At 72.9% G+C, this 23,022-nt stretch carries 23 protein-coding genes; 10 read left to right on the top strand and 13 right to left on the bottom strand.

Annotated elements, in window-relative coordinates; all coding sequences use genetic code 11:
• The first annotated feature begins 23 nt into the window (after window positions 1–23).
• The gene (locus tag H9645_RS11400) at window positions 24–1,844 is read left to right on the top strand and encodes a DUF4153 domain-containing protein (RefSeq protein WP_191729814.1); all 1,821 of its coding nucleotides are present in this window, start codon (window positions 24–26) and stop codon (window positions 1,842–1,844) included.
• A 53-nt stretch (window positions 1,845–1,897) separates the two neighbouring features.
• On the opposite strand, the gene H9645_RS11395 is transcribed toward H9645_RS11400, so the two are convergent.
• From H9645_RS11395 to H9645_RS11380, 4 genes are all read right to left on the bottom strand, one after another.
• Window positions 1,898–2,359 (bottom strand): FKBP-type peptidyl-prolyl cis-trans isomerase, encoded by a 462-nt coding sequence (locus H9645_RS11395; protein WP_191729813.1) that lies wholly within the window; start codon window positions 2,357–2,359, stop codon window positions 1,898–1,900.
• A gap of 197 nt (window positions 2,360–2,556) precedes the next feature.
• Window positions 2,557–3,183 carry a superoxide dismutase gene (locus tag H9645_RS11390; protein WP_191729812.1) on the bottom strand — a complete coding sequence of 209 codons (627 nt, stop codon included), beginning with the start codon at window positions 3,181–3,183 and terminating at the stop codon, window positions 2,557–2,559.
• 119 nt (window positions 3,184–3,302) lie between these two features.
• A complete protein-coding gene (locus H9645_RS11385; RefSeq protein WP_189497114.1) occupies window positions 3,303–4,433 on the bottom strand; it encodes a PilT/PilU family type 4a pilus ATPase in 1,131 nt (376 codons plus the stop codon).
• 12 nt (window positions 4,434–4,445) lie between these two features.
• On the bottom strand, window positions 4,446–5,483 hold the full coding sequence (locus H9645_RS11380; protein WP_189497116.1) for a type IV pilus twitching motility protein PilT: 1,038 nt from the start codon (window positions 5,481–5,483) through the stop codon (window positions 4,446–4,448).
• Window positions 5,484–5,619: 136 nt separating this feature from the next.
• On the opposite strand from H9645_RS11380, the gene H9645_RS11375 reads away from it, so the two are divergent.
• Window positions 5,620–6,318, top strand: coding sequence for a YggS family pyridoxal phosphate-dependent enzyme (locus tag H9645_RS11375; protein ID WP_191729811.1), 699 nt, complete (start codon window positions 5,620–5,622; stop codon window positions 6,316–6,318).
• Between the two features lie 103 nt (window positions 6,319–6,421).
• Window positions 6,422–7,261 carry a pyrroline-5-carboxylate reductase gene (gene proC, locus H9645_RS11370; RefSeq protein ID WP_191729810.1) on the top strand — a complete coding sequence of 280 codons (840 nt, stop codon included), beginning with the start codon at window positions 6,422–6,424 and terminating at the stop codon, window positions 7,259–7,261.
• A gap of 9 nt (window positions 7,262–7,270) precedes the next feature.
• Here the strand turns inward: proC and H9645_RS11365 are convergent, their stop codons facing one another.
• From H9645_RS11365 to pdxH, 3 genes are all read right to left on the bottom strand, one after another.
• Window positions 7,271–7,666, bottom strand: a complete 396-nt coding sequence (locus H9645_RS11365) for a DoxX family protein (RefSeq protein WP_191729809.1) — start codon at window positions 7,664–7,666, stop codon at window positions 7,271–7,273.
• A 69-nt stretch (window positions 7,667–7,735) separates the two neighbouring features.
• Complete coding sequence (locus H9645_RS11360; protein WP_318240539.1) at window positions 7,736–8,590, bottom strand: ABC transporter substrate-binding protein; 855 nt, start codon at window positions 8,588–8,590, stop codon at window positions 7,736–7,738.
• A complete protein-coding gene (pdxH, locus tag H9645_RS11355) occupies window positions 8,587–9,183 on the bottom strand; it encodes a pyridoxamine 5'-phosphate oxidase (protein ID WP_191729808.1) in 597 nt (198 codons plus the stop codon). The genes H9645_RS11360 and pdxH overlap by 4 nt, the downstream gene beginning before the upstream one ends.
• 65 nt (window positions 9,184–9,248) lie before the next feature.
• Between pdxH and H9645_RS11350 the strand changes: the two genes are divergently transcribed.
• Complete coding sequence (locus tag H9645_RS11350) at window positions 9,249–10,079, top strand: kinase (RefSeq protein ID WP_191729807.1); 831 nt, start codon at window positions 9,249–9,251, stop codon at window positions 10,077–10,079.
• On the opposite strand, the gene H9645_RS11345 is transcribed toward H9645_RS11350, so the two are convergent.
• Window positions 10,060–10,263 (bottom strand): dodecin family protein, encoded by a 204-nt coding sequence (locus H9645_RS11345; protein ID WP_189497126.1) that lies wholly within the window; start codon window positions 10,261–10,263, stop codon window positions 10,060–10,062. The genes H9645_RS11350 and H9645_RS11345 overlap by 20 nt on opposite strands.
• A gap of 139 nt (window positions 10,264–10,402) precedes the next feature.
• Between H9645_RS11345 and H9645_RS11340 the strand changes: the two genes are divergently transcribed.
• Genes H9645_RS11340 through hemE form a run of 4 tightly spaced genes read left to right on the top strand, consistent with a single transcriptional unit; the run spans window position 10,403 to window position 13,461 of the window.
• Complete coding sequence (locus H9645_RS11340; protein WP_191729806.1) at window positions 10,403–10,966, top strand: shikimate kinase; 564 nt, start codon at window positions 10,403–10,405, stop codon at window positions 10,964–10,966.
• Complete coding sequence (gene aroB, locus H9645_RS11335; protein ID WP_191729805.1) at window positions 10,963–12,054, top strand: 3-dehydroquinate synthase; 1,092 nt, start codon at window positions 10,963–10,965, stop codon at window positions 12,052–12,054. Before H9645_RS11340 ends, aroB begins: the two co-directional genes overlap by 4 nt.
• Window positions 12,055–12,091: 37 nt before the next feature.
• A complete protein-coding gene (locus H9645_RS11330; protein ID WP_191729804.1) occupies window positions 12,092–12,349 on the top strand; it encodes a WGR domain-containing protein in 258 nt (85 codons plus the stop codon).
• Window positions 12,350–12,387: 38 nt separating this feature from the next.
• On the top strand, window positions 12,388–13,461 hold the full coding sequence (hemE, locus tag H9645_RS11325; protein ID WP_191729803.1) for a uroporphyrinogen decarboxylase: 1,074 nt from the start codon (window positions 12,388–12,390) through the stop codon (window positions 13,459–13,461).
• A gap of 75 nt (window positions 13,462–13,536) precedes the next feature.
• Here hemE and H9645_RS11320 read toward each other — a convergent pair whose 3' ends face one another.
• Entirely contained in the window at window positions 13,537–17,094 is a 3,558-nt protein-coding gene (locus tag H9645_RS11320; protein WP_191729802.1) for a hybrid sensor histidine kinase/response regulator, read from the bottom strand.
• 146 nt (window positions 17,095–17,240) lie between these two features.
• On the opposite strand from H9645_RS11320, the gene H9645_RS11315 reads away from it, so the two are divergent.
• A complete protein-coding gene (locus H9645_RS11315; protein WP_191729801.1) occupies window positions 17,241–17,921 on the top strand; it encodes a YceI family protein in 681 nt (226 codons plus the stop codon).
• Window positions 17,922–17,925: 4 nt separating this feature from the next.
• On the opposite strand, the gene H9645_RS11310 is transcribed toward H9645_RS11315, so the two are convergent.
• Window positions 17,926–18,147: a glutaredoxin family protein gene (locus H9645_RS11310; protein ID WP_191729800.1), complete on the bottom strand. Its 222-nt coding sequence runs from the start codon at window positions 18,145–18,147 to the stop codon at window positions 17,926–17,928.
• A 93-nt stretch (window positions 18,148–18,240) separates the two neighbouring features.
• On the opposite strand from H9645_RS11310, the gene H9645_RS11305 reads away from it, so the two are divergent.
• Window positions 18,241–19,623 (top strand): L-serine ammonia-lyase, encoded by a 1,383-nt coding sequence (locus H9645_RS11305; RefSeq protein WP_191729799.1) that lies wholly within the window; start codon window positions 18,241–18,243, stop codon window positions 19,621–19,623.
• On the opposite strand, the gene H9645_RS11300 is transcribed toward H9645_RS11305, so the two are convergent.
• Genes H9645_RS11300 through metX form a run of 3 tightly spaced genes read right to left on the bottom strand, consistent with a single transcriptional unit; the run spans window position 19,610 to window position 22,997 of the window.
• Window positions 19,610–20,713 (bottom strand): homoserine dehydrogenase family protein, encoded by a 1,104-nt coding sequence (locus H9645_RS11300; RefSeq protein ID WP_191729798.1) that lies wholly within the window; start codon window positions 20,711–20,713, stop codon window positions 19,610–19,612. The two genes, H9645_RS11305 and H9645_RS11300, sit on opposite strands and share 14 nt — an antisense overlap.
• Window positions 20,710–21,936, bottom strand: a complete 1,227-nt coding sequence (gene metB / locus H9645_RS11295) for a cystathionine gamma-synthase (protein ID WP_191729797.1) — start codon at window positions 21,934–21,936, stop codon at window positions 20,710–20,712. Before metB ends, H9645_RS11300 begins: the two co-directional genes overlap by 4 nt.
• Window positions 21,933–22,997 (bottom strand): homoserine O-succinyltransferase MetX, encoded by a 1,065-nt coding sequence (metX, locus tag H9645_RS11290; RefSeq protein ID WP_191729796.1) that lies wholly within the window; start codon window positions 22,995–22,997, stop codon window positions 21,933–21,935. Before metX ends, metB begins: the two co-directional genes overlap by 4 nt.
• Window positions 22,998–23,022: the final 25 nt, after the last annotated feature.

Raw genomic sequence — 23,022 nt, 5'->3', positions numbered from 1 at the left:
AACGCCACAACCGCGAATCCGCCATGTCGACAGCCGCCGGGCTCCCGCGTAACGAACGTGCCTTCATCGTGCTTCTCGCCGTGCTCCAGGGCGGGCTGATGTACCTGGCGCAGAAGGGGCAGGCGGCGGGCTGGTGGCCGTTCGCGGCGCTCGGCGGGCGGGTCTGCTGGTACACCCTGGTGCTGGCGGTGCCGACGATGATGGCGCTGGGCGTCGTGCGCCTGCGCGATGCGCGCTTCTGGCAGCACGCGGCGGGCACGACCCTGGTGGTCGGTGGCCTGGCGGCCTGGGCCGCGTGGAACGCCACCGGCGGGCCGGGCGTGCAGGCCGGCAGCGTGCTCGGACCCTTCGGCGCCTCGATCGCGATCGGCCTGTTCGTCTCCCTGCCCTGGCTGCAGTGCCGCCTCGCGCACGGCCACTGGCGCGCGCCCTATGCCTGCCTGTTCGAGCACGCCTGGCAGAACACGCTGACCCTGGCGCTGGCCGCGCTGTTCACCGGCATCTGCTGGCTGGTGCTCTACCTGTGGGGTGCGCTGTTCGCGCTGGTGAAGGTCGAGTTCTTCCGCGAGCTGTTCCGCGAGGATGCCTTCGTCCACCTCGCCACGGGCGCGATGGCGGGTCTGGGCGTGCTGATCGGCCGCACCCAGCACCGCGCCGTGATGGTCGCGCGCCAGGTGCTGTTCGCGGTCTTCACCGGCCTGCTGCCGCTGCTGGCCTTCATCGCCGTGCTGTTCGTGGCCAGCCTGCCGTTCACCGGCCTGGAGCCGCTGTGGGAGATGCGCTCGGCGGCCGCGACCCTGGTGACCGTGGTCGCGCTGCTGGTGGCCTTCACCAACTCGGTGCTCCAGGACGGCGAAGGCCCGCGCCCCTATCCCGCCTGGCTGCGCCGTTTGGTCGACGCCGGCCTGGCGCTGCTGCCGGTGTATGCGCTGCTGGCGCTGTACGCGCTGTGGCTGCGGATCGCCCAGCACGGCTGGACCGCCGACCGGGTGTGGGCGGTGCTGCTGGCGCTGGTCGTCGCCGGCTACGCCTTCGGCTATGCCTGGGCGGTGCTGCGCAACCGCGATGGCTGGCTGGCGGCGATCCGTCCGGTGAACCGGGTGATGTCGCTGGTGGTCGTGGCGCTGGCGGTGCTGGCCAATACGCCGCTGCTGGATCCGCACCGGATCGGCGTGTCGAGCCAGCTGCAGCGCCTGGCCGACGGGCGCACCGCACCCGACGACTTCGACCTCGAGTGGCTGCGCTACGACAGCGGCCGGCGCGGCTGGGAGGCGACGCTGGCGCTGCGCACGCATCCGGCCTGGGCGACGGATCCGGAACGGCTGGCGGAACTCGAGCGCCTGCTCGCCCGCCAGAACCGCTGGGGCGACTGGCGAGCCGACGCGCCCGCGGACGCGCCAGCGCGCGACGCGGCCTCGCTGCGCGCACAGGTGCGCCTGGCCGAGGGCGCCGTCGCACCCGGGGATGACTGGTGGAACGCGCTGGCCGCTGGCATGGGCGAACGCAACTGCGCCGCGGCCTCCGACGACTGCATCCTGCTGATGCCCGAGCTCGACGGCGACGGCGCGCCCGATCCGATGCTGTGCACGCTCGGCAACGGGCCCGGCGCCTACTGCGTGATCCATGCGCGTGGCAAGGACGGCACCTGGGCGCCCGCCGCATGGTTCGAACTCTGGCCCGAAGGCAGGTCGGAACAGGCCTGGCGCCGCGCGCTGCGCCGGGACCTGCTGGCCGGACGCGTCGAGCCCATGCCACGCAGCTGGCCCGACCTGCGGATCGGCGACGGCAGCCGGCGCCGGCTGGAGATCATCGAAGACGACGCGGACGCGCCCGGGACCAGATAGCCGTCCGTGCCCCTGCGGACCGCTCGCGTGCCGCCGCTCCGGCGGCGCCCGGCTCAGCCCAGGCCGAACTGGACCTCGTCCGCCGTCGGCACCCGCACCGCCAGCACCTCGAGGTCGGCACGCACGCGACGTCCGGCCAGGGGATGGTTGCCATCGACGGTGATCGTGTGGGCCGCGACCGCCGTCACCACCACGTCGAGCGGCCCCTTCGCGGTCGTGGTCTCGAGGCGGTCACCCACCTTCGGCTCCGTGGGCGCGCGCCACATGCTGCGCGGCAGGACCTGCACCAGCGCGTCGTGCCGCGGGCCGAAGCCGTCCTCCGGCTGCACCACCACTTCGAAACGCTCGCCGGCGCTGCGCCCCTCCAGCGCCTGCTCCAGGCCGCGCGCGATGCCACCGGTGCCGTGCATGTAGGTCAGCGGCTCGTGGCCGCGGGTGCTGGTGATGGGCGCGCCGCTGTCGGCGTCGGTCAGCGTGAAGTGCACGGTGGCGATGCGGCGGTCTGCGATGTCCATCGTCGGCGGGATCCTCGGAAGTATCGCCGCATCCTCGCCAGCGCGGGACGCCGGTGCAAGCCCGGGGACGCGGCGGCGTGACCGGATTCGCAGCCGCGGCGCTGGCCCGGCCCCGTCGCGGCAGACGGCCTGCCCGCCGGAAACAAGAAGCCCCGCGTGCGCGGGGCTTCGTGCGTGGACCGGACGTGCGGGCGCGATCAGCCGGCGACGGCGGCCTGGTAGCGGCGCTCGACCTCGTTCCAGTCGATGACGTTGTAGAACGCGCCGATGTAGTCCGGGCGGCGGTTCTGGTACTTCAGGTAGTAGGCGTGCTCCCACACGTCCAGGCCGAGGATCGGGGTGTTGCCAGAACCGATGCCCTTCATGAGCGGGTTGTCCTGGTTGGCGCTCGACTCCACGGCCAGCTTGCCGGCCCTGTCGACCGACAGCCAGGCCCAGCCGCTGCCGAAGCGGGTCAGCGCGGCCTTGGTGAAGGCTTCCTTGAAGGCCTCGAAGCCACCCAGGTCGCTCTCGATGCGCTCGGCCACCTTGCCCACCGGCTGGCCGCCGCCCTGGGGCGACATCACCGTCCAGAACAGCGAATGGTTGGCATGGCCACCGGCGTTGTTGCGCAGCGGACCGCGCTTGTCTTCCGGCAGCGCGTCGAGGTTGGCGATGATCTCCTCGGCGGACTTGTCGGCCCACTCCGTGCCTTCCAGCGCGGCGTTGGCATTGTTGATGTAGGTCTGGTGGTGCTTCGTGTGGTGGATTTCCATCGTCTGCGCGTCGATGTGCGGCTCGAGCGCGTCGTACGCGTAGGGCAGCTTGGGCAGGGTGAACGCCATGGCGGGTCTCCGGTGGTGGATGTGTCGGCCCGCCATTGTCTCCCGCGGCAGGTAAAAAGTGCGCAAAAGCACAGGGCGCCACGCGGGCGCCCTGTGCTGGACACGCGAAACGCTGCGTCTCAGGTGACCTCGGCCACCTCGACGCCATCCAGGCCCTGCGACAGCGTGCGGGCGTCGCCGCCCTGCGCCAGCTTGATGCGCAGGCGCACCTCGTTGGCGGAGTCGGCGTAGCGCAGCGCGTCCTCGTAGGAGATCTCGCCGGCCTGGTACAGCTCGAACAGGCTCTGGTCGAAGGTCTTCATGCCGAGGTTGGTCGACTCCTTCATGACCTCCTTCAGCTTGTGGATCTCGCCGTCGCGGATGTAGTCCTGCACCAGCGGCGTGCCGAGCATGATCTCCATCGCCACCCGGCGGCCCTTGCCGTCCGGCGTCGGGATCAGCTGCTGCGCGACCACGCCCTTGAGGTTGAGCGAGAGGTCCATCAGCAGCTGGCCGCGGCGGTCCTCGGGGAAGAAGTTGATGATGCGGTCCATCGCCTGGTTGGCGTTGTTGGCGTGCAGCGTGCACAGCACCAGGTGGCCGGTTTCGGCGAAGGCGATGGCGTGGTCCATGCCCTCGCGGGTGCGCACCTCGCCGATCATGATCACGTCCGGCGCCTGGCGCAGCGTGTTCTTCAGCGCATTCTCCCAGCTGTCGGTGTCGATGCCGACCTCGCGCTGGGTGATGATGCAGCCGTCGTGCTTGTGCACGAACTCGATCGGGTCCTCGATGGTGATGATGTGCCCGGTGGAGTTCTGGTTGCGGTAGCCAATCATCGACGCCAGCGACGTCGACTTGCCGGTACCGGTGGCACCGACGAAGATGATGATGCCGCGCTTGGTCATCGCCAGCGTCTTGATGATCGGCGGCAGGTTGAGCTCTTCGATCGACGGGATCCGGGTCTCGATCCGGCGCAGCACCATGCCGACCTGGTTGCGCTGGTAGAAGCACGACACGCGGAAGCGGCCGACGCCGGACACGCCGATGGCGAAGTTGCACTCGTGGGTGCGCTCGAACTCCTCGCGCTGCGGCGGCGTCATCACGTTCAGCACCAGGTCGCGCGCCTGCTGCGGCGTCAGCGGGTTCTGGGTGATCGGCGAGATCTTGCCGTGGACCTTCATCGACGGCGGCATGCCGGCGGTGATGAACAGGTCCGACGCCTTCTGGTGCGCCATCAGCTTGAGGTAGGAGGTGAAATCGATGGCGCTCATGGAATGCTCCGGTTACTCGAACAGCCGCTTGTCCTTGGCATAGTCCTTCGCCTGGGCGCGCGTGATCATGGCGCGCTTCACCAGGTCCTGGAGGTGCTGGTCGAGCGTCATCATGCCGTGCTGCTGGCCGGTCTGGATCGCCGAGTACATCTGCGCGACCTTGTCCTCGCGGATCAGGTTGCGGATGGCGGGCACGCCGACCATGATTTCCCAGGCCGCGGTGCGGCCGCCGCCGACCTTCTTCAGCAGCGCCTGCGAGATCACCGCGCGCAGCGACTCCGACAGCATTGAGCGCACCATCGGCTTCTCGCCGGCGGGGAACACGTCGATGATGCGGTCGATGGTCTTGGCCGCCGACGAGGTGTGCAGGGTGCCGAACACCAGGTGGCCGGTTTCCGCGGCGGTCAGCGCCAGGCGGATGGTCTCGAGGTCGCGCAGCTCGCCGACCAGGATGTAGTCCGGGTCCTCGCGCAGCGCGCTTCGCAGGGCCTCGTTGAAGCCGTGGGTGTCGCGGTGCACCTCGCGCTGGTTGATCAGGCACTTCTGCGCGGTGTGCACGAACTCGATCGGGTCCTCGATGGTGAGGATGTGCCCGTACTCGTTCTTGTTGATGTGGTCGACCATCGCCGCGAGCGTGGTCGACTTGCCCGAGCCCGTGGGGCCGGTGACCAGGATCAGGCCCTGCGGCTGGTCGATCAGCTCCTTGAAGATCCGCGGCGTGCCGAGGTCCTCGAGCGTCAGCACCTCGGACGGAATGGTGCGGAACACCGCGCCCGCGCCGCGGTTCTGGTTGAAGGCGTTGACGCGGAAGCGCGCCAGGCCGGCGATCTCGAACGAGAAGTCGACCTCGAGGAACTCCTCGTAGTCGCGGCGCTGCTTGTCCGACATGATGTCGTAGACCAGCGCGTGCACCTGCTTGTGGTCGAGCGCCGGGATGTTGATCCGGCGGACGTCGCCGTCGACGCGGATCATCGGCGGCAGGCCTGCGGACAGATGCAGGTCCGACGCCTTGTTCTTGACTGAAAACGCCAGAAGTTCGGCGATATCCATGCATGCTCCCCAGCGGCAGTGCACAAGTTGATGGCGAAGCGCCCGGCCTCGTCGCGGCTGGCGCCAGAGTACTCCCCGGGGGCAGTATAGCCCCGTATCCGCGTCACAGAACCAGCGCGGCAGGAGGAGCTGGCAGATGCCGACAGGACCCCTCGCGCGCATCCTCGACTCGATGGAAAACGCGGCCGCCGACGCAGCGCGGCCAGCGCCGCGCCTGGTCGCCGTGGGCAAGACCCGCGGGGTCGACGAGATCGCCGCGCTGGCCGCGGACTGGGCGCGGCTGCGCCCGGGCGCCACCCTCGCCTTCGGCGAGAACTACGTGCAGGAGGCGGCGGCCAAGGTCGCCGCGCTGGACGGCAGCGGCATCGAATGGCACCTGATCGGACACCTGCAGTCGAACAAGGCGGCGCAGGCCGCGGCGCTGTTCGACTGGGTGCAGTCGGTCGACCGGCCGAAGCTGGTCACCGCCCTGGCCGCGGCGCGCCCGGAGTCGCGGCCGCCGCTGAACGTGCTGGTCCAGGTCAACGTCGACGGCGAGGCCGGCAAGCATGGCTGCGCGCCCGGCGACGTCCCCGCGCTGGCGGCGGCGATCGCGGCGCAGCCGCGGCTGGCGCTGCGCGGGCTGATGGCGATCCCCGAACCGCATCCGGACCTCTCGCGACGCCGCGAGGCCTTTGCCGCCATGCGCGCGCTGCACGAGGCGCTCCGCGCCGACCATCCCGGCGCCGACACGCTGTCGATGGGCATGAGCGGCGACTACGCGGAAGCGATCGCCGAGGGCGCGACCATGGTGCGCATCGGCACCGCGCTGTTCGGGCCACGCCCGAAGGCCTGAGCCAGCCGGGACGTCGCCGGCGGCGACGCAAGGGCGGCAGGCGTTCGCGGGCTCGGCCCACCCGGGCGACAATGCCGCCCTGTCCATCCAGAGAGGCCGCGCCATGCCACGTCCCGCATCCACGTTGGAAGACACCACCGCCTTCATCGGCGGCGGCAACATGGCGCGCAGCCTCGTCGGCGGCATGGTCGCGCGCGGCACCGATCCCGCCGCCATCCACGTGGCCGAACCCGTGGATGCGCTGCGCGAGGCGCTGGCGCGCGACTTCGGCGTCCGGGTGCATGCCGACGCTGCCGCGGCGGTGGCGGGCGCGGGCACCTGGGTGTTCGCGGTCAAGCCGCAGGTGATGCGCGCGGTCTGCGAAGACCTGGCCACGCGCGCGGGCGACGCCCGTCCGCTGGCGCTGTCGATCGCCGCCGGCATCACCACCGCGCAGCTGTCGGCGTGGCTGGGCGGCGACGCAGCGGTGGTCCGGGCGATGCCCAACACCCCGGCCCTGCTCGGCGCCGGCGTCACCGGCCTCTACGCCAACGCCGCCGTCGACGCGGCCGGGCGCGAACGCGCCGCGTCGCTGCTGTCGGCGACCGGCGAGACCGTCTGGATCGCCGACGAGGCGCTGATGGACGCGGTCACCGCCGTCTCCGGCAGCGGGCCGGCCTACGTGTTCCTGCTCGCCGAGGCCATGGAGGACGCGGCCCGCGCCCAGGGCCTGCCCGCCGACGCCGCGCGCACGCTCGTGACTCAGACGCTGCTGGGCGCCGCGCGCATGCTCACCGAGGCCGGCGAGCCGCCGGCCGGTCTGCGCCGGCGCGTGACATCCCCGGGTGGCACCACCCAGGCCGCGATCGAGGCCTTCGAGGCCGGCGGCCTGCGCGCACTGGTCGCCGACGCGATCGCGGCCGCGACGCTGCGCGGCCGCGAACTGTCCGCCGCCAACGACTGAGGCCGCGCCTCAGCTCTGGTTGATGCCGTAGCGCCCCGGGCCGAGCAGGGCGATCGCCACCGCGGTGCCGAGGAACATGCCCTGCAGCTCCAGCGCCCAGCCGCCCTGGCCGTTGAGCTGGTCGAGCTGGCCCATGTGCGCCAGCACGATGGCGACGACCATGTTGATGGCCACCAGCACCGCGCCGATGCGCGCATGGAAGCCGAACACCAGCATCAGCGGCGCCAGTACCTCGCCGACCAGCACGCCATAGGCCAGCACGCCGGGCAGGCCCGCGTCCTCGACCATGCCCTCGATGCCCGACATGCCGCCGCGCAGCTTGGCGACGCCGTGGAGCAGGACCAGCACGCCGAGCGTGAGGCGCAGCAGCAGCTTGCCGAGGTCGTGCATCGCAGCCTGGTTCATCTCGCGCTCCCGCGCCCGTGGTCGAGGCGGAGATGATGACAGAGGAGGCGCTCGCAGCCGTAGCGGCTCCTACGGAAGCAGCCGCCCCGGCTCCGCTGCGCCCCCGTCCCGCCGCGCCGCCCAGCCATGCACGATCTCCGCGAGCGCGCGCACGCCATCGCCCAGCGCCGCGGGCCCCGGCTGCAGGATCAGCGGAGACTTCACTTCGTGCAGCTCGCCGTCGCGCACCGCGGGGATCGCGTCCCAGCCCGGCCGCGCCGCGACCCGGTCGGGGCGGAACTTCTTGCCGCACCAGGAGCCGATGATGATGTCGGGCGCGCGCCGCACGACCTCGCCGGCGTCGGCCAGGATGCGCTGCTTCGCCAACGGCTCGGCGGCACGCTCGGGGAAGACATCGTCGCCGCCGGCGATGCCGACCAGCTCCGACACCCAGCGGATGCCGGTGATCGGCGGCTCGTCCCACTCCTCGAAGTAGACGCGCGGGCGACGCGACAGCGTGGCAGCCCGTGCCGCGACCGCGTCGAGCCCGCGCTGCAGTTCGTCCGCGTACGCCTCCGCGCGCGCCGCGGCACCGACCAAGGCGCCCAGCCGGCGCACGTAGTCGAGGATGCCCTCGACGCTGCGGTGGTTGCTGATCCACACCTCGACGCCGCGGCGCACCAGCTCGGCGGCGATGTCGGCCTGGATGTCGGAGAAGCCGATCGCGAGGTCCGGCGCGAGCTTCATGATCTCGTCGATCTTCGCGCTGGTGAAGGCGCTGACCTTGGGCTTCTCCTTCCGCGCCCGCGGCGGGCGCACGGTGAAGCCGCTGATGCCGACGATGCGGTGGTCCTCGCCGAGCGCGTACAGCGTCTCGGTGGGTTCCTCGGTCAGGCAGACGATGCGGCGCGGGCCGCGCAGGGGCGTGAGCGCCGCCGCGCTCACGGATACAGCATCCGCTTGCTGCAGTCGCCGGCGAGGTCGCGCTCGTACAGCCAGCGCTCGTGCCAGCGGAACTCGGCGGCGTACCAGAACTCGATGCGCTCGGGGTCCACGCGCAGGCCGGTCCAGCGCGGTGGACGCGGCACCTCGCGACCCTCGAATTGGCGCTCGGCATCGGCCAGGCGCCGGTCGAACTCGTCGCGCGACTCCAGCACCTCCGACTGCAGCGAAGCCCAGGCGCCGAGCTGGCTGCCGCGCGGGCGGCTGGCGAAATAGGCGTCGGCCTCGGCCTCGTCGACGATCGCGACGCCACCCTCGACGCGCACCTGCACGCCCAGGCGCACGCGCGGCCAGTGGAACAGCAGCGCCGCGCGCGGATTGGCCTTGAGCTCGCGGCCCTTGCGGCCGTCGAGGTGGGTATAGAAGACGAAGCCGCGCGCGTCGCACGCCTTCAGCAGCACCGTGCGCAGCGAGGGCCGGCCATCCGGCGTGGCGGTGGCGAGCTGCATCGCCGTGCGGTCGGGTTCGCCCGCGGCGAGGGCCTCGTCGAACAGGGTGTCGAAGGTCTGCAGGGCTTCGGCGTACAGGTCGTGCATCGGCAGGGGTGCTCCGCTGGGTTCCGGTGCGCAGGCCGGGGCCGCGCCTGGGCTATCGTGCCCGGATGGCGACGCGCTTGCACACATCGGGCTTCGACGCGCGACTGGTCTCGTCGGTGCTGGACGACGCGCTCGCGGCCGGCGCCCGCGTCTACGGCATCAGCGGCCTGCAGGGCAGCGGGAAATCCACCCTGGCCGCGCAGGTGGCGGCCGAGGCAAGCCGCCGCGGACTGCGCTGCCCGGTGCTCTCGATCGACGACGTCTACCTGCCGCGTGCCGGGCGCATGCGCCTGGCGCGCGAAGTGCACCCGCTGCTGGCCACGCGCGGCCCGCCGGGCACGCACGAGGTGGCGCTGGCGATCGAAGTGCTGGACGCCCTGCGCACCGGCGATGGCGCCGCGCTGCCGCGCTTCGACAAGCTGGCCGACGAGCGCCTGCCGCGCGCGGGCTGGCCGCGCGTGGACGGCGCCGACCTGGTGCTGTTCGAAGGCTGGTTCCTGGGCACGCCCGCCGAGGAGGCCGCGGCGCTGGAGGCTCCGGTCAACGCGCTGGAGCGCAACGAGGACGGCGACGGCCGCTGGCGGCGCTGGTGCAACCGCGCGCTGGCCGACGCGTATCCGCCGCTGTGGCGCCGCATCGACCGCCTGCTCCTGCTGCAGGCGCCGTCGTTCGAGGTGGTGCCGGGCTGGCGCCGCGAGGCGGAGCGCACGCTGGCGGCCGGGCGTCCGGGCATGCCGGCAATGGACGATGCCGCGCTCGAGCGCTTCGTCCAGCACTATGAGCGCACCAGCCGCCAGGCGCTGCGCACCCTGCCGGGCATCGCCGACCGCGTCGTCGCGCTGGATGCGCGGCGGCGGCCGGTCCCGCCCGGCGGCCTCAGTCGACCACGAAGCTGATCCGCAGGTTCACCCGCCACTCGGTGATGTTGCCGCCGCCGTCAGTGACGACCTTGGTTTCGTTGATCCACGCGCCCTTGATGTTCTTCACGCTCTCGGCGCACTTCGCGAGTCCCTTGCGCACCGCGTCCTCGACGCTGGTGGGCGAGGAGGCGTTGATTTCGATGACCTTGGCAACCGACATGACGTGCTCCTTGTTTGCTGGCGCCGCCCGCCCGGGCGGCAGGAACGCGCATGCTGGGCGACGCGCCGTGAAGGTGGCGCATCACCGCCGCGCCGGGCTGCTAGCATCGTCGCGCTCCCCCGATCGAAACCTCCGCGCCATGACTCCAGCCCGCCACCTCGTGCTCGTCGGCCCCATGGGCGCCGGCAAGACCTCGATCGGACGCTGCCTGGCGAAGCACTTCGGGCTGCCCTTCGTCGACAGCGACCACGAGGTCGAACAGCGCACGGGGGCCACGATCCCGACGATCTTCGAATGCGAGGGCGAGGCCGGCTTCCGCCTGCGCGAGCGCGAGACGCTGGCGGCGCTGGTCGCCGGCCCGGCGTCCGTGCTGGCCACCGGCGGCGGCGCCGTGCTCGATGCCGGTACCCGCCGGCTGCTGGGTACGGAGGGCTTCGTGGTGCACCTGCACGCGGACGTGCCGACCCGGCTCGAGCGCCTCGCCCGCGACCGCGGCCGTCCGCTGCTCGCCGACGGCGACCGCGAGGCGACGCTGCGCCGCCTGGCGTCCGAACGCGACCCGCTGTACGCCGAGGTCGCCGACCTGGTCTTCGACACCGCCCATCTCGCTCCGGCCGAGGCGGCACGCCAGCTCGCGAGCGAGCTGGACCGATGCTGGCAGCCCGCGCACGGCCGCCCGGTGGCGACGGAGCCCGCGGCATGAGCGCACACCAGCGCATCGACGTCGGCGGCGCCGCGCCCTACGCCATCCACATCGGCCCGGGCCTGCTGGCCGACGGCGAAGCGCTCGCCGCACCGCTCCGCGGCCGCCAGGCGCTGCTGGTCAGCGACAGCCACGTCGCGCCGCTCCATGCCGACGCCGTGCGCGGCGCACTCCTCGCCGCGCGTCCGGACGCGCGCATCGACACCTTCGTGCTGCCGGCCGGGGAGGCCGCCAAGACCCTGGCCGGGTTCGGCGACGCCATCGCCGCCCTGGCCGCGCTCGGCGCCACCCGCGACGCCTGCGTCTACGCGCTCGGCGGCGGCGTGGTCGGCGACCTGGCCGGCTTCGCCGCGGCCTGCTGGATGCGCGGCATCGACTGCGTGCAGCTGCCGACCAGCCTGCTGGCGATGGTGGATTCCTCGGTCGGCGGCAAGACCGCGGTCGACCTGCCGCAGGGGAAGAACCTGGTCGGCGCCTTCCACCCGCCACGCGCGGTGTTCGCCGACACCGCGGTGCTGCACAGCCTGCCCGACCGCGAGCTGCGGGCCGGGCTGGCCGAGGTGCTGAAGTACGGCGCCATCGCCGACGCCGGCTTCCTGGACTGGCTGTCCGGACGCGCCGGCGCCCTGCTGGAGCGCGAGGACGCGGCGCTGGCCGGGGCCATCGCGCGCAGCTGCGCGCACAAGGCCGCGATCGTCGAGCGCGACCCCTTCGAACACGGCGAGCGCGCCCTGCTCAACTTCGGCCACACCTTCGGCCACGCCATCGAAACCGCACAGGCCTACGACGGCCTCAACCACGGCGAGGCCGTGGCGGTGGGCATGGTGCTGGCCGCGCGGCTGTCGGCGCGCCTCGGCCATGCCAGCGAAGCCGATGCGGACCGCCTGCAGGCGGTCCTGGAACGCTTCGGCCTGCCGGTGGCCCTGCCCGGGGGCCTCGACCCGGACGCCCTGCTCGCGCACATGCGCCTGGACAAGAAGGCCCAGGCCAGCGGCCTGCGCTTCGTGCTGTGGGACGGCATCGGCCGCGCGCGCGTGGTCGCCGGCGTGCCCGCGGACGCGGTGCTGGCGGTCCTGCGCGGCGCCTGAGGCTCCGGACGGGCCGGTGGCGTAGAATCAGCGGTCCATGCGCCTGCTCCTGCAACAACGCCCCGATGGCCACGAAGCCCCGCGCTTCGTGCAGCTGATGCTGCAGCCCGACCTGCTCGGGGGCTGGACCCTGCTGCGCGAGACCGGGCAGATCGGCGGCCGCAGCAGCGTGCGCCGCGAGCAGTACCTCGATCAGGCTTCGGCCATCGCCGCGCTGGAACAGGCGCGCGACCAGCAGCTCAAGCGCGGCTTCCAGCTGATGTTCGCGCAGGGCGCCGACGCCACGCGCCGCTGAGCGCGCGGCGCCACACACTTCGATACAGGACCAGAGACTTGTCGCAGACCCTCCGCAACGACCGCTTCCTCCGCGCCCTCCGCCGCGAACCCGTTGACTGCACGCCGGTGTGGCTGATGCGCCAGGCCGGGCGCTACCTGCCGGAGTACCGCGCCACCCGCGCGAAGGCCGGCAGCTTCATGGCGATGGCGACGAACCCGGAGCTGGCCTGCGAGGTCACCCTGCAGCCGCTGGAGCGCTTCGAGCTCGACGCCGCGATCCTGTTCTCCGACATCCTCACCATCCCCGACGCCATGGGCCTGGGCCTGCACTTCGTCGACGGCGAGGGCCCGAAGTTCGAGCGCCCGGTGCGCGACGCGGCGGCGATCGCGAAGCTCGGCGTGCCCGACATGGAAACGGAGCTGCGCTACGTGATGGACGCGGTGCGCGTGATCCGCCGCGAGCTCGACGGCCGCGTGCCGCTGATCGGCTTCTCCGGCAGCCCCTGGACGCTGGCCTGCTACATGGTCGAGGGCGGCGGCAGCAAGGACTTCGCGCGCATCAAGGCGATGGCGCACAACGACCCGGAGGCGCTGCACGCGCTGCTCGAGGTCAACACCAGGTCCGTCATCGCCTACCTCGCCGCGCAGCGCGCGGCCGGCGCCCAGGCGCTGCAGGTGTTCGACACCTGGGGCGGCGTGCTGTCGCCGGCGATGTACCGCGAGTTCTCGCTGCCCTACCTCGAGCGCATCGCGCACGAGCTCGAACGCGGCGAAGGCACTGAGCGCACGCCGCTGATCGTGTTCGGCAAGGGCAACGCCGCCTACCTCGGCGAGCTGGCCGGCATCGGCGCCGAGGGCGTGGGCGTGGACTGGCTGATCGACCTGGGCGACGCCGCCCGCGTCACCGGCGGCAAGGTCGCGCTGCAGGGCAACCTCGACCCGACCACGCTCTACGGCTCGCCCGACGCCATCCGCCGCGAAGTGCGCCGCGCGCTCGACAGCTACCGCGACGGCAACGGCGGCTCGCGCGAAGGCCACGTCTTCAACCTCGGCCACGGCATGTCGCCGGGCATGGATCCGGAGCACGTGCGCGTGCTGGTGGACGAGGTGCACGCGTACAGCCGGCGCTGACCGGCCCCCGGCACAGCCGGGACCGACGCCCGGACCAGGCCGGACCGCGACGGCGCAGGCCCGCGCACGCCGCGCCTATCGGCCGTCATCCACCTGCGTGCGCAGGGCATCGATCGCCGCGCCCAGCATCGCCGCGGTCACCGGCTTGCGCAGGAAGGCGTCGAAGCCGGCCTCGCGGGCCAGCGGCTCGGCTTCGGCATCGGCGCGCGCGGTGACCGCGACCAGCGGCGCCGAAAAGCCGCCCGCGCGCAGCTGGCTGGCCAGCGCCATCCCGGTGATCCCGGGCAGGTCGAGGTCGAGCAGCGCCATGTCGAAGCGCGTGTTCGCCACTTCGGAGAGCGCCGCCAGCCCATGGGGCACGTGGGCCACGTCGTGGCCGAGCGCGCGCAGCAGGCCGGCGACGACGTCGGCGACGGTGGGGTCGTCCTCGACCAGCAGCAGTGACAGCCCGCCCTCGGCGGCCCGCGCCACGGCGCCGGCAGGTTCCTTCGGGGCAGCCGGCGGAGTCGACTCCGGCAGCGGCAGGTCGAGGGTGAAGTCGGTGCCCTGCCCGGGCGTGCTGTCGAGTTCGATGCGTCCCCCCATGGCCAGCGCGAGCTCCTGGCAGATCGCCAGCCCCAGCCCGCTGCCGCCGTAGCGCGCCGCGGTGCGCGCGCCGTCGGCCTGTTCGAAGCGCCGGAACAGGTGCGCCTGCTGCTCCGCGTTGAGGCCCGGCCCGGTGTCCGAGACCACCAGGCGCACGCCGCCGCTGGCGATCGGCGCGGCCTGCAGCGACACGCTTCCCGATTCGGTGAACTTCACGGCGTTGCCGAGCAGGTTCAGCAGCACCTGGCGCACGCGGCCCGGATCGCCGAGCAGCCAGCGCGGCGTATGCGCGTCGACATGGCGGCGGAACGTCAGGCCGCGCCGGCGCGCCAGCGGTTCGACCAGGCCGGCGACTTCGTCCAGCAGCTCGACCAGGTCGAACGGCTGCGCGACCAGCTCCAGCTTGCCGGCCTCGATGCGCGCGAGGTCGAGCGCATCGTTGACCAGCCGCATCAGGTGCTCGCCGGCGTGGCGGATGGCGTCGGCATAGCCGCGCTGGCGCGGATCCAGCTTCGTGGCCAGCAGCAGTTCGCTCATGCCGAGCACGCCGGTCATCGGCGTGCGCACCTCGTGCCCCAGGGTGGCGAGGAAGCGCGTCTTCGCCAGCGAGGCCTGCTCGGCGAGCTCGCGCTTCTCCTCGTTGAGCTGCCAGGCATGGCGGCGCTTGAGCCGCAGGCGGTAGGCGTAGGCGCCCCACAGCAACAGCAGCGCGCCGGACACCGCGTACACCACCATCGCCAGCGGCGAGGTCCACCAGGGCGACTGCACGTGGAGCTGCAGGACCTGCACCGGGGTCCACTCGTCGTCGGCGGTTCGCGCCTGCACGTGCAGCCGGTACGGTCCCGGCTCCAGGCGCGCGAACACGCGCTCGCCGGCGGCGCCTGTGTCCACCCAGCCGGGGTCGTAACCTTCCAGCCGGAAGCGATAGCGGTGCGCGTGCGCGTCGGTGAACGAGAGCAGGCGCGCCACCACGCGCAGGTCGCGATCGTCATGGCGCAGCAGCAGGCTGGACTGGGGCGACAGCGCGACGCGCTCGTCGCCGCGGCGCAGGTCGATCGATTCGATCGCCAGCGTCGGCATGCGCTGGCTCCACTCCACCTGCCGCGGATGGAACAGCAGCAGGCCGTCAGCGGTGCCCGCGGCGATGTAGCCCTGCACGGACACCGCCACCGGGAATTCGCTGAATTCGTGGCTCGGCAGTCCGTCGCGCACGCCGTAGACACGCAGCCGCCCCGCCTCGGGATCGAATCGCACCAGCCCGCGAACGGTGGTCAGCCAGACGATGCCGGCGGTGTCGACGACCACGCCTCCCGGCGCGACCATCGGCAGGCCCTCCGACGGGCCGATCCTGCGCCGCGCCTGCAGCGAGGCGCCGTCCCAATGCCAGGACGTGAGCTCGCCATGGCCCGCCAGCCAGACCGTCCCGTCGCCGGCAATCGCCACGCTGTACGCAGCGTCGCCGGGCGCGCCGGGCACCGGCGCGAAGGTGCGCGCACCGTCGTCCCAGGCCAGCAGTCCGGCGGACGTCGCCGCCCAGATCCCGCCATCGGGCGCCAGCAGCAGCTGTTCGATGCCTGTCGTGCCGTCCATGCCCCGCCCGGTCCCGCGGTCGATGGTGTCGAGCACGCGCCCGTCGGCGGACCGCAGCTGGATGCTCTGGTGGCTTGCCAACCACAGCGTGCCGTCGCGCTGTTCCACGAACTGGGCAATGCGTCCAGCGGGTGCGGCGTCGCCGCTGCCGTCGGCGAGCCAGCGCTGCAGTCCGCCGGTCCGCGGATCGAAACGCACCAGCTGGTCCTGGCAGCCCAGCCAGACCCTGCCATCGCGGGTCTCGATCACGCCGGTGATGAAGAGCGTGCCGCAGGCCGAGGCCAGCCGGTGTTCGACCTGCCCGGTCTCGGGATCCAGGTGATCGAGCACGCCGCCGCTGCCGACCAGCCAGAGGCCGCGCCCCTGCCCGGCGGTCGAGGGCGCGGCGCTGTACACGAACGCGTTGGCCAGCGACGCCGAATCCCCCAGGCGCCGCTGCAACACGGTGAAATCCCGCCAGTTCGCGGGCAGGTGCCACAGGCCCGCGTCCGTGCTCGCGAACCAGAGCCCTCCCTCACGGTCCTCGTAGGCGCTCGACCAGGCCGGACGCACCAGCCCTCGGCTGGTGGTGCTGTACAGGGGGACATTCGCGACGCGCTCGCCGTGCACCCAGGCCAGGCCGCTGCGCGTGTCCAGCCAGCGCGCGCCCTGCGCATCCTGCAGCAGCATATTGAGCGCCGGCCCGCCCAGCACCGGATCGTTCCACGGCAGGGATTCGATGCGGCCATCGGCATGGCGCACCCGGCCCTCGCCGTGGATGCCCATCCACAGGCTGCCGGCGTCGTCCATGGCCAGGCCGTCGACCATCAGCGTGCCGAGCAGCTCCGCCGGCAGCCGCGCGAAGCCGTCCCCGGTCCAGCGCGCGACACCGCCCTTCGTTCCCACCCAGAGGCTGCCGTCGCGGCGGTCCACGACCAGGTGCGAGACGCCGTCTGACGGCAGGCTGCCGGGGTCGTCGGGATCGTACCCGTAGCGCCGGATGCGGCCGTCGGGCGACAGCCGGTGCAGGCCCCCGTCGGAACTCCCGAACCAGATATCGCCGTCGGGCGTGCCGTTGACCGACCAGATGTCGTTGCTCGCCATCTCCGGCCGCGTCGCACGGTCGTACCAGGTGAAGTGCTCGCGGTCGACGTCGAGCATGGCCAGGCCGGAGGTGGAGGTGCCGATCCAGACGCGGTCTGCGGCGTCGACGTGCACCGACCAGACGAAGTTGTCGCGCAGCCCCTCCCCTACCCGCCAGATGCGGAAGCCGACGCCGTCGTAGCGGGCGAGGCCGTCGCGGGTGGCGATCCACAGGTAGCCGCGGCGGTCCTCCGCCAGCGCGTTGACGCGGTTGGAAGGCAGGCCGTCGAAGACGCTGATCTGCCGCGGCTGCGGCAGCTGCGGCATGGAGGCAGCGGCCACGCCCGCCGGCAGCCACAGCAGGCACAGCAGCAAACAGGTCCACCAGCCCCGCATCGAACTCCCCTCTCGCCCGCGTTGCCGATGGCATCCCGCGCCCCGCCGGCATCGTCGCAACGCCGCCGGGCCGGCGCAAGCTGCGCCACCGGAGCCGCGGGACTAGAATCGGCCGGACGCCCTGCCGGGCGCTGCAGGGCAACACCATGCGAGCCCACGGACCCCGCCTCGGCCTTCCCTCCATCGGCCTGCTCCCCATCGGCGTGCTCCCCATCAGCGTGCTGTGCGCGGCCCTCGCCGCCTGCGGCAGTGCGCCGCCGCGCTCCCCGCCCGCGGCCGACGCGCCTGCGCCGGTCCTGCCCGCGCCTGCTCCAGGAGTCGGGGTCTACACGCTGGACCCGGTGCACACGCGCATCGCCATCGCCATCGACCACGCCGGATTCTCCAGCGCCATCGGCACCGTGTCCGGGACCACCGGCACCCTGCACCTGGTGCCCGGCTCGTGGGAGGGCGCGCAGGTGGTGGCGGACGTCCCGCTGTCGCGCCTCGACTTCGGGGACGACGACTGGAACCGCGCGGTGGCGGCGACCGGCCTGCTCGACAGCGATCGCCACCCGACCGCCCGCTTCCGCTCGGTCCGCGTGGAACCGCTCGATGCCACGCGCGCGCGCATCCACGGCGAGCTGACCCTGCGTGGCACCACCCGCGAGGTCGTGCTCGAGGCCGTGCGCAACGGCCAGCGTCGGCATCCGCTGCCGCCGTTCCGCCAGACCGCTGGCTTCTCGGCCACGGCCACGCTCAGCCGCGCGGATTTCGGCAGCACCGCCTGGGGATCGGTGATCGGGGATGCGGTGGAGGTGCGGATCGAACTGGAAGCCAGCCGCTGAGGGATCAGCCGAGGAAGCGTGCCAGGGCCGCGACGTCGAAGGGCCAGCCCAGCTCGCGCCCGGCGCTGTCGCGCAGCACTGGCACCCGCTCGCCGTAGCGCGCCTCGAGCACCGCGTCGCCGTCGATGAACACGCTCTCGAACTCGGGCGCGCGCGCCGCGGCCAGCACCTCCAGCGCCAGGTCGCAGAGGTGGCAGTCGTCGCGCTGGAACAGGACCAGGGGCATGCGGGTGGAACTCTCCGTGGGCGGCGCTCGGCGCGGGCGCGCGTGGGGCGGCGGCTATCATAGGCACATCCACCAGCCTCCCCCTGGAACGCCATGGCCGTCAGCACGTTCGACCTCTACAAGATCGGCATCGGGCCGAGTTCCTCGCACACGGTGGGACCGATGCGGGCCGCGGCGCGCTTCGCCGAACACTGGCTCGACGAGTCCGGCCGGCTGGGCGACGTGGTCCGCATCCGCGCCGAGGTCTTCGGTTCGCTCGCGCTGACCGGCCGCGGCCACGGCACCGACAAGGCGTTGCTGATGGGCCTGGAAGGGCAACATCCCAACAGCATCGACCCCGACATCATCCCCGCCGCGCTCGAGCGCATCCGCGGGGAAAAGCGCCTCCAGCTGCTCGGCCGCCACCCGGTGGCCTTCGACGAGAAGCGCGACCTGGTGATGAACAAGCGCCAGAAGCTGCCGCACCACACCAACGGCATGCGCTTCACCGCCTACGACGCCAACGACGAGGTCATCGCCACGCGCGACTACTACTCGGTCGGCGGCGGCTTCGTGGTCAACCAGGACGAAGCCGCGGAGGACCGCATCGTCGCCGACACCACGCCGGTGCCGTATCCGTTCAACAGCGGCCGCGAGCTGCTGGCGCAGTGCGCCGAGCACGGGCTTTCGATCGCGCAGCTGATGATGGCCAACGAGCGCTCCTGGCGCAGCGAGGAGGAGGTCCGCGCCGGCCTGCGCGAGATCCACGACGCCATGCAGGGCTGCATCCAGCGCGGCATCGCCAACGGCGGCACCCTGCCCGGCGGCCTGCGCGTCTCGCGCCGCGCGCCGGCGCTGTATGCCGAACTCTCCGAGCGCCCCGAAGCCGGCATGCGCGACCCGCTGACCACGCTCGACTGGGTCAATCTTTACGCACTCGCCGTGAACGAGGAGAACGCGGCCGGCGGCCGCGTGGTCACCGCGCCCACCAACGGCGCCGCCGGCATCCTGCCCGCGGTGATGCGCTACTACGAACGCTTCTGCCCCGGCGCGAACGAGCAAGGCGTGTTCGACTACCTGCTCACCGCCGCCGCCGTCGGCATCCTCTACAAGGAGAACGCCTCGATCTCCGGCGCCGAGGTCGGCTGCCAGGGCGAAGTGGGCGTGGCCTGCTCGATGGCCGCCGCCGGTTTGACCGCGGCGCTGGGCGGCACGCCGAGCCAGATCGAGAACGCCGCCGAGATCGGCATGGAGCACAACCTCGGCCTGACCTGCGACCCGATCGGCGGCCTGGTGCAGATCCCCTGCATCGAGCGCAACGCGATGGGCGCGGTGAAGGCGATCAACGCCTCGCGCATGGCGCTGCGCGGCGACGGCAAGCACAAGGTGACGCTCGACGAGGTCATCAAGACCATGCGCGACACCGGCCGCGACATGCAGGACAAGTACAAGGAAACCTCGCGCGGAGGCCTGGCGGTCAACGTCATCGAGTGCTGAGCGGGCCCCGCGGGATCGACAGGACATCGTCCAGCAGCGCCGCGGCGGTCACGCCGGCGCCGGCGCCCGGCCCGCGGATCAGCAGCGGCTGGCGGTCGTAGCGGCAGCTGGTGATCGCGACGATGTTGTCGGTGCCGCCGCCGGCGCACAGCGGGTGCGCCGCAGACAGCGCGCGCAGGCCGACCGTCGCGCGCCCACCCTCCAGCCGCCCGACGAAGCGCAGGCGCGTGCCGGCGCTCCGCGCTGCGGCGAACCGCGCCGCCATCGGCGCATCGAGCGTGCCGAGCAGCGGTTCCACCGCATCCGCGGCGGCGCCGGCCAGTGCGGCCGGCACCAGCGACTCGACCTGGACCGCCTCCTCTTCGAGCGCGATGCCCGCGGCGCGCGCCAGGATCAGCAGCTTGCGGCGCACGTCCTCGCCGGACAGGTCGATGCGCGGGTCGGGCTCGGTGTAGCCGAGCGCGCGCGCCTCGCGCACCCGGGCCGAGAACGGCCGGTTACCGGGATCACCATCGAATAGCCAGGCCAGCGAACCCGACAGCAGGCCCTCGATCGCAAGCACCCGGTCGCCGCCGGCCACCAGCGCCCGGATCGACCGCAGCAGCGGCAGCCCCGCCCCCACGGTGGCGGCATCGCCATAGCGCGCGCCGGACGCCTCCGCGGCCTCACGGATGGCCTGCGCCCGCGCGAGCGCAGCGCCGGCGCCGAGCTTGTTCGCGGTCACCACGTGCACGCCGCGCGCCAGCCATTCGGAGTGCCAGCCGGCGACGACGTCGCTGGCGGTGGCGTCGACGAGGACGTCCCCGCGGCGCAGGCCGGTGGCCTCGACCCATGCGGCCCAGGCGCCGCCGCGCCGCGGCGCGTCGCCCAGCCCGGCCAGCGCGCGCAACGGATCGGCACCGCCCTCCACCACCGCGCGCGAATTGGCCAGCCACGCGAAGCCGGGCACCGGCACGCCGGCCAGGCGCAGCCGTTCGCAGCGCGCGACGAAGGCGCTGCCGACCACGCCGGTCCCGAGCAGGGCGATGCGCCGCTCCGCCTGGACGAACGCAGCGCGCCGTCCGCGCGGCAGCTGCACCACGGCGCTCATGCCTCGCCTCCGGTGGACCCGCCCGCGGCCGCGAGCGGGACCTCGCCGGTCACCGCCGCCGCACGCTCCAGCGCGGCGGCGAGATCGGCCCGCAGGTCGTCGCAGGACTCGATGCCCACCGACAGCCGCAGCAGGCCATCGGAGATGCCGGCGCGCACGCGGGCCTCCGGGGTCATGGCGGCATGGGTCATGCTCGCCGGATGCGCGACCAGGCTTTCGACGCCGCCCAGCGACTCGGCCAGGGTGAAGAAGCGCAGCCCGTCGACGAAGGCGCGCACAGCCTCGGTGCCACCGCGCAGCTCCAGGCCCAGCATCGCGCCGAAGCCCCGCTGCTGGCGCGCCGCCACCGCGTGGCCCGGATGCGATTCCAGGCCCGGCCAGCAGACCCGCGCGACCGCCGGGTGCGCGTCGAGCTCGCGCGCGATCGCCTCCGCGTTCTCCTGGTGCACGCGCATCCGCGCATCGAGGGTGCGCAGGCCGCGCAGCGTCATGAAGCTGTCGAAGGGCGCGCCGGTGATGCCGAGGGCGTTCGCCCACCAGGTGAAGCGCTGGTGCAGCTCCGGCGTGGCCGCGACCAGCGCGCCGCCGACCACGTCGCTGTGGCCATTGATGTACTTGGTGGTCGAATGCAGCACCGCGTCGGCGCCGAACGCGATCGGGGTCTGCAGCGCCGGCGACAGGAAGGTGTTGTCGACCGCGACCAGGGCACCGGCGCGATGCGCGGCCTCGACCACGAAGCGCAGGTCGGTGATCCGCAGCAGCGGGTTGGAGGGCGTCTCCACCAGCACCAGCTTCGGCGGCTGCGCCAGCGCCGCGGCCAGCGCGCGCGGATCGGTGAGGTCGACGGTGGCCAGTTCGAAGTGGCCCTTGCGCGCCAGCGCGTCGAACAGGCGCCAGCTGCCGCCGTAGGCGTCGTGCGGCACCAGCACGCGGTCGCCCGGCTCGAGCAGCGCGTGCAGCAACAGGGTGATCGCGGCCATGCCGCTGGAGGTCACCACGCCGCCGGCACCGCCCTCGAGTTCGGCCAGCGCCTCGCCCAGCAGGTCGCGGGTCGGGTTGCCGCTGCGCGTGTAGTCGTACTCGCGCTTGCCGCCGATGCCGTCGAAGCTGAAGTTCGACGACAGCACCAGCGGCGGGACCACGGCGCCGAAGGCCGCGTCGCGGTCGATGCCGGCGCGCACGGCGCGGGTGGCGGGCGCGGGCCCGCGATCGACGGCGCTCATGCCGACACCTCCGTCGCCAGGGCATCGCGCAGGATTGTGTCGAAGCGGCCGTCGTCCTTGAGGAAGGCATCGTGGCCGTGCGGCGAGCGCAGGACGCGCAGCCTGGCGGGTCCGGCCAGGCCTTCGACCAGGGCCACCGCCTCGGACAGCGGCACCAGCGGATCGCCTTCCACCGCGACCACGGTGGCCGGCACGTCGATGGCGGCCGGATCGACGCGGTGGACGTCCAGCGACTCCGACAGCCGCTGCCATGCCACCACCGGCGTCTTCGCCACGAAGCGCGCGCCGGCGGCGTCGAGATAGTCCTCGGCGGCCACGCGGACGCGGCCGTTCACCACCTCGGGCGGCGCGTCGAAGCGCTCGGCGAAGCCATCGCCGCTGCGGTAACCGAGCATCGCGAACTGCCGCGCCAACGCCAGGCCCTGGCCGTCCGCGCACTGCAGTTCGCCCAGCGCCACCGCGCGGCGCTGCAGGGCACGCCACGCCGCCGCCCAGGGATGGGCACGATGCGCGCCGCTCACCGCCACCAGCCGCTCCAGCCGCGTGCCGTGCCGCGCCGCGAACTGCAGCGCGACCGCGGCGCCGTAGGAATAGCCGACGAACGCGCGCAGCCGCGCGATGCCCAGGGCATCGAGCAGCACCGCCGCGGCATCAGCCTGGTCGGTGGTGTCGATCACCGCGTCGAGACCGCCGTCGGCGCCGACGTGGTCGAAGGCCAGCAGGCGCAGGCGTGCCGGGTCCAGCGCGCGGCCTTTCCCGACCACGGCCCCGGCCCAGCCACGCTCCGGGAACGTCGCGCTGGCTGCCAGGTGGCGACTGGCGGAGATGCCGCCGGACACCAGCACGACCGGTGCGCCTTCGGGGCCTGCGAGCTCGTAGGCCAGGCGCAGCGGGCGGCGGCCGGCATGGTGCATGGGCAGCACCACGTCGACGTGACCGCGCACGGCGGGATGGCCGCCGCTGGCGGGCACGGCGATGGAAGGCGGCACCGCGGCGCCGGCCTGCGGGTCGCATGCGGACGGGAACACGGTGGCGGAGAGGGCGCGGTCTTCGAGGCTCATGGCGATATCCGGAGGAGGACAAGGC

This window comes from Luteimonas colneyensis (genome assembly GCF_014836665.1).
Lineage (GTDB): Bacteria > Pseudomonadota > Gammaproteobacteria > Xanthomonadales > Xanthomonadaceae > Luteimonas > Luteimonas colneyensis.
The sequence above is the reverse complement of the archived record's forward strand: the minus strand, read 5'-3'. Positions and strand labels throughout refer to the sequence as shown.

Bases quoted from the DNA above. Each gene is read 5' to 3' on its own strand.
- metB (WP_191729797.1), bottom strand. From the start codon at position 21,936: ATGAGCGCCGTCGATCGCGGGCCCGCGCCCGCCACCCGCGCCGTGCGC.
- H9645_RS11350 (WP_191729807.1), top strand. From the start codon at position 9,249: ATGGCGACGCGCTTGCACACATCGGGCTTCGACGCGCGACTGGTCTCG.
- H9645_RS11390 (WP_191729812.1), bottom strand. From the start codon at position 3,183: ATGGCGTTCACCCTGCCCAAGCTGCCCTACGCGTACGACGCGCTCGAG.
- H9645_RS11315 (WP_191729801.1), top strand. From the start codon at position 17,241: ATGCGAGCCCACGGACCCCGCCTCGGCCTTCCCTCCATCGGCCTGCTC.
- H9645_RS11375 (WP_191729811.1), top strand. From the start codon at position 5,620: ATGCCGACAGGACCCCTCGCGCGCATCCTCGACTCGATGGAAAACGCG.
- H9645_RS11380 (WP_189497116.1), bottom strand. From the start codon at position 5,483: ATGGATATCGCCGAACTTCTGGCGTTTTCAGTCAAGAACAAGGCGTCG.
- H9645_RS11365 (WP_191729809.1), bottom strand. From the start codon at position 7,666: ATGAACCAGGCTGCGATGCACGACCTCGGCAAGCTGCTGCTGCGCCTC.
- H9645_RS11345 (WP_189497126.1), bottom strand. From the start codon at position 10,263: ATGTCGGTTGCCAAGGTCATCGAAATCAACGCCTCCTCGCCCACCAGC.
- H9645_RS11400 (WP_191729814.1), top strand. From the start codon at position 24: ATGTCGACAGCCGCCGGGCTCCCGCGTAACGAACGTGCCTTCATCGTG.
- H9645_RS11300 (WP_191729798.1), bottom strand. From the start codon at position 20,713: ATGAGCGCCGTGGTGCAGCTGCCGCGCGGACGGCGCGCTGCGTTCGTC.
- H9645_RS11330 (WP_191729804.1), top strand. From the start codon at position 12,092: ATGCGCCTGCTCCTGCAACAACGCCCCGATGGCCACGAAGCCCCGCGC.
- aroB (WP_191729805.1), top strand. From the start codon at position 10,963: ATGAGCGCACACCAGCGCATCGACGTCGGCGGCGCCGCGCCCTACGCC.
- metX (WP_191729796.1), bottom strand. From the start codon at position 22,997: ATGAGCCTCGAAGACCGCGCCCTCTCCGCCACCGTGTTCCCGTCCGCA.
- H9645_RS11340 (WP_191729806.1), top strand. From the start codon at position 10,403: ATGACTCCAGCCCGCCACCTCGTGCTCGTCGGCCCCATGGGCGCCGGC.
- pdxH (WP_191729808.1), bottom strand. From the start codon at position 9,183: ATGCACGACCTGTACGCCGAAGCCCTGCAGACCTTCGACACCCTGTTC.
- H9645_RS11395 (WP_191729813.1), bottom strand. From the start codon at position 2,359: ATGGACATCGCAGACCGCCGCATCGCCACCGTGCACTTCACGCTGACC.
- H9645_RS11385 (WP_189497114.1), bottom strand. From the start codon at position 4,433: ATGAGCGCCATCGATTTCACCTCCTACCTCAAGCTGATGGCGCACCAG.
- H9645_RS11320 (WP_191729802.1), bottom strand. From the start codon at position 17,094: ATGCGGGGCTGGTGGACCTGTTTGCTGCTGTGCCTGCTGTGGCTGCCG.
- proC (WP_191729810.1), top strand. From the start codon at position 6,422: ATGCCACGTCCCGCATCCACGTTGGAAGACACCACCGCCTTCATCGGC.
- H9645_RS11310 (WP_191729800.1), bottom strand. From the start codon at position 18,147: ATGCCCCTGGTCCTGTTCCAGCGCGACGACTGCCACCTCTGCGACCTG.
- H9645_RS11305 (WP_191729799.1), top strand. From the start codon at position 18,241: ATGGCCGTCAGCACGTTCGACCTCTACAAGATCGGCATCGGGCCGAGT.